Genomic DNA, 4,171 nt, shown 5'->3' with positions numbered 1-4,171 from the left:
CTTGCCATGCGAAACCCCGCCGGAAGCCTTGCCGGCCACGACCCCACCAGCCCCCTCACCGAGCGCCACCTCGCCAGGCACCCTACCGGCCCCCTCGCCGGGGGCCACGCGGAGCTCGATCACCGACGTCTCACCGAGGAGGTTCCGGGCGGCGGCCAGCGCTTCCTCGTCGTTTCCGAGCAGGACCCAGCGCTCGCGGAGCTCCTCGTACAGCCGGACCCGGCTGCCGTCGGGACGCACGCAGGCGAGGTCCGCGACGCGGTCGCCCGGCCGTGGCCGGCGCCCGCCGCCGCCCAGCGGACCGCGCCGGTAGCTCACCCAGAGCTGCGAGGTGACGTACGTCGTGTACCGCTGGATCCACGGCATCCCGAACACCCGCACCAGGACCCTGTCCCGCAGGAAGCGGCCGATCGGGGTGGCGGCGATGTTCATCCTCGTGGTGGCGGTGCTGCCGCGCAGCACCTGGGTGGCCAGCGGGCGGCGTTCAGCCTCGTAGGTGTCCAGCAGGCGTTCGTCAGCGCGCCCGGCGACGACCAGGGCGAGCTTCCACGCCAGGTTCTCCGCGTCGCCGAGCCCGGTCAGCATGCCCTGACCGCCGAAGGGCGCGTGCGCGTGCGCCGAGTCGCCCGCCAGCAGAATCCGGCCGCTCCGGTAGGCGTCCGCCAGCCGCCGGTGCACGCTGAACAACGACGCCCAGTGCGTCTCGGCGAGCCGCGTGCCCGTCTCGCCGATGCGTTCGGCCAGGATGTGCCGCATGCGCTCGGCGATCTGTCCCTCCGACGGCTTCTCGTCGCGGAACGCCGGATCGTAGGCCAGCAGCCGCCACTGACCGTCACCGGGCATCGGCATCGCGCCCAGCATGCCCTCGGGATGCACCCAGCCGTGCGTGCCCGAACGGTCGAGCGGCGTCTCCAGCCGGCCGTCCACCAGCAGGAACCGTTCGCTGACCTTCACCCCGGGGAACCCGATCCCGGCCAGCTTGCGCACCGTGCTGCCCGTCCCGTCGCACCCCGCCAGCCAGGCCGCGCGCACCCGGCGTCCGTCGCCCAGCACCGCCGTGACGCCCGTGCCGTCCTGCTCGACGCCCGTCAGCGCGGAACCCCATTCGGGTACGACGCCCAGCTCGGCCAGCCGGTCGCGCAGCGCCGCCTCGACCCTCGCCTGCGAGATCACCATCGGTGGCGCGGCCGTCCTGATGCCCGGGTCGCCGAAGCGCACCTTCATGATCGGCCGGTCGCCGGCGTACGTCGTGATCGTCATGGCGCGTACGGACTCCTCCGGCAGCCCTCCCAGCGCGCCGAGCCGGTCGAGCACCTCCGAGCCGCGGGCGTGCACGAAGTTGGCCCGCGACGTGGTGGCCGGTCCGCCGGCCCGGTCGATCATCCGTACCGAGCGGCCATGCTGCCTCAACCCGCAGGCCAGCGCCAGGCCGACCGGTCCGGCCCCCACCACCAGGACATCCGCATCCATGATCCGCCTCCATTTTGTTTACGGAACGGTACCGTTAACAAAATCGAGTCTAACTCCATGTGGTGAGCCGGCGCAGCAGGTACTCCACGGGGCCGTAACGGTGGGCGCGCAGCCACAGGGCGCTCAGCCACAGCAGGACCGTGTAGATCACCAGGGCCACCCCCATGACCGCGAGCGGCGAGAGCGTGCCGGCGAGCGCGAGGCCGTACCCGGTGAAGACCAGGCACGCCAGCACGGACTGGCCGATGTAGTTGGAGGCCGCCACCCGCCAGGCGGGCGCCAGCGCCCGGCCGGCGGCCGGGAAGCGGCGTACGAGCCTGAGCAGCGTCGCGACGTACGCGGCGCCGAGCAGCGGCGAGGTGAGGTCGGTGACCGCGAGGCCCACCAGCTGCCACGGGCCGTCGCCGGCCGCCGTCAGGGCGAACAGCACGGCTCCGGGCAGGCCCACGCCGAAGCCGATCCACTGGACGCGCGGCAGCAGCCGCGCCCACCGCTCCGGCTCCTCCAGCAGCCTCGACTTGCCCGCCGCCAGCCCGAACAGGAACATCGCCAGCGCCATCGGCCCCTGGAAGACCCAGGTCACCGCCACGAGCATCGGGTAGAGCTCAAGCTGCAGGGTCAGGTAGTCGAGCGGCCCGCCGGTGGCCGGCGAGAGCGCGCGGGCCGCCTCGGCGGGATCGCCCACCGGCACCTGGCCCGCCTCCCGGGGCGAGGGTGGACAACCACGCCAGCGCCAGGAGCAGCAGCGCCGGCACGCCGACGAGCACCGAGCCGACGATGACGGCCTTCTTCGGACGCATGCCGCGCAGGCCGAGCAGGATGAGGCCGAGCACGGCGTAGAGCGTGAGGATGTCGCCGACCCACAGCAGGATCCCGTGCAGCACGCCGACCAGGAACAGGCCCAGGCACCTGCGCGACGTCCTCGCCCGCACGCTCGCCCCCGCCCGCTCCGCCGAGCGCATCTGCAGCGTGAACGAGTAGCCGAACAGGAACGAGAAGATCACGTAGAACTTCGTCAGCACGAGGATCGTGATGGCGGTGGTCACCGGGTCGCCGGTGCTGGGCAGGCCGCCCACGAAGCTGTGGCCGGGGTCGGCGAAGAAGCCGATGTTGGCCACCAGGATGCCCGCCAGGGCGAACCCGCGCACCACGTCGATCTCGTGAACGCGCTGGTCGGGGGGTGTACGGAGTTCCGTCATGCAGGGAGGTTACGGAGAGTACGGGCTGCGGCGCGTCAGACCTTGGTCTGACTTTCGCGACCTAGGCATCGGGGCGGGGTCATTTGCTGGGGTAGTTGGGGCAGAAGGTGCTGATCTGCACCAGAATGGTGGGATGGCACAACCCCCGCAGCCTCCGCAGCCGCATCCCCACCAGCCAGGCGCTTGGGGCGGCGACCAGGGCGGCCAAGGAACGCCGCACGGCTTCGGCTCTCCCGAGTTCCCCGGCCACGGCCCTCAGCCCGCCTCCCAGCAGGGCGCGCAGCCGTACGACCTGGCCCCGTACGAACCGGCCGCGGCCGCCTACGGCCAGGGGCCCGCCTCCTACGGCACGCCCGGGAACGACGCATACGAAGGCCAGCGGGGGCCATACCAGCAGCCCGGCAACCCACCGGCCGCCTACCCACACCCGGGACAACCGAGCGACCACCAGCAGCCAGACGCCTACTCACCCGTCCAACCGGACGCCTACCCGGGCAGCTACGGGCCCGGCCAACCGGACGCCTACCAACCCGAGCAGCCGAACGCCTACCAACCAGGCCAGCCGAGCGCGTACCCACCCGCGCAACCCGACGCCCACTGGCCCGGCCAACCGGACGCCTACGCGGCCCAATCCGGCGGCTACTCGCCCGGCGAACCGAACGGCTACCAACCAGGCCACCCGACCACCTACCCACCCGCACAACCCGACGCCCACTCACCCGGCTACCAACCCGAGCCGCTGAACGCCTACTCGCCTGGTCAGCCGGGCGGCTATCAGGCTGGTCAGCCGGGCCCTCAGCAACCGGGCCAGCCAGCGGCGTACCAGCAGACCGGCCAGCCGTGGGCCTACCCGCCCGGGAACCCAGGCGCCTACCAGCCCGAACAACCAGGCGGCCAGCAACAACCGCAGCCGGCGGCCTACCAGCAAGCCGCCCAGCCGGGCACCTACGCGCCCGGACCTCCGAGCCCCTACCCGGCCGAACAACCAGGCGGCCGGCAACAGCCGCACCAACCAGCGGCCTACCAGCAAACCGCCTACCCGCCCGGGAACCCGGGCGCCTACCCGGCCGAACAGCCGGGCGGCTACCCGCCTGGACACCCGGATGGATATCAGGCCGGCCAGCCAGGGGGCTACCAGGCTGGGCAGCCAGGGGCCTACAGCCAGCAGGGCCCGCCTGGGGCTTATCAGCAACCTGGGCAGCCGGGTTCCCCGCAGCCAGGCGGCTTCCCTCAGCAGCCGGGCGGTCGCCAGCATCCCGGCGGCTTCCAGCAGCCCAATGGCCAACCGGGGGGCCACCCGTACCCAGGGGGTCATCCGGGGGCGTTCCAGCAGCCCGGCGGACACCCCCGCCCAGCGGTCCCGGGGAAGCGCAACAACGCCCTGGTCATCGGTCTGGTGGTCGGGGTGGCGGTGTTGTTGCTGGGCGGCGGTGGCATCGGCGCGTACCTGTACCTCGACAACCCGCCAGAGCCCCCGCCGTCGCTCGCCCTCCCGAGCACCG

General features: G+C 72.6%; 4 protein-coding genes. 1 reads left to right on the top strand and 3 read right to left on the bottom strand.

Translation table 11 applies throughout. The annotated features are described in order from the left end of the window. From C1J01_RS46640 to C1J01_RS46630, 3 genes are all read right to left on the bottom strand, one after another. The coding region (locus C1J01_RS46640; protein ID WP_111185414.1) for an FAD-dependent monooxygenase at positions 1 to 1,470 on the bottom strand (1,470 nt) is incomplete at its 3' end. A gap of 49 nt (positions 1,471 to 1,519) precedes the next feature. Next, positions 1,520 to 2,155 carry a DUF418 domain-containing protein gene (locus tag C1J01_RS46635; protein ID WP_181449348.1) on the bottom strand — a complete coding sequence of 212 codons (636 nt, stop codon included), beginning with the start codon at positions 2,153 to 2,155 and terminating at the stop codon, positions 1,520 to 1,522. Next, positions 2,076 to 2,669, bottom strand: a complete 594-nt coding sequence (locus tag C1J01_RS46630; protein ID WP_146616003.1) for a DUF418 domain-containing protein — start codon at positions 2,667 to 2,669, stop codon at positions 2,076 to 2,078. Before C1J01_RS46630 ends, C1J01_RS46635 begins: the two co-directional genes overlap by 80 nt. A 133-nt stretch (positions 2,670 to 2,802) precedes the next feature. Here C1J01_RS46630 and C1J01_RS49425 point away from each other — a divergent pair. Further along, positions 2,803 to 4,171 (top strand): hypothetical protein (locus C1J01_RS49425; protein ID WP_438943195.1); only part of this gene is annotated, 1,369 nt, incomplete at its 3' end.

Origin of the sequence: Nonomuraea aridisoli (assembly GCF_003236395.1) — a bacterium.
Taxonomy (GTDB): Bacteria; Actinomycetota; Actinomycetes; order Streptosporangiales; family Streptosporangiaceae; genus Nonomuraea; species Nonomuraea aridisoli.
This window is presented reverse-complemented; position numbering and strand designations above follow the sequence as displayed.

Bases quoted from the DNA above. Each gene is read 5' to 3' on its own strand.
- C1J01_RS46630 (WP_146616003.1), bottom strand. From the start codon at position 2,669: ATGACGGAACTCCGTACACCCCCCGACCAGCGCGTTCACGAGATCGAC.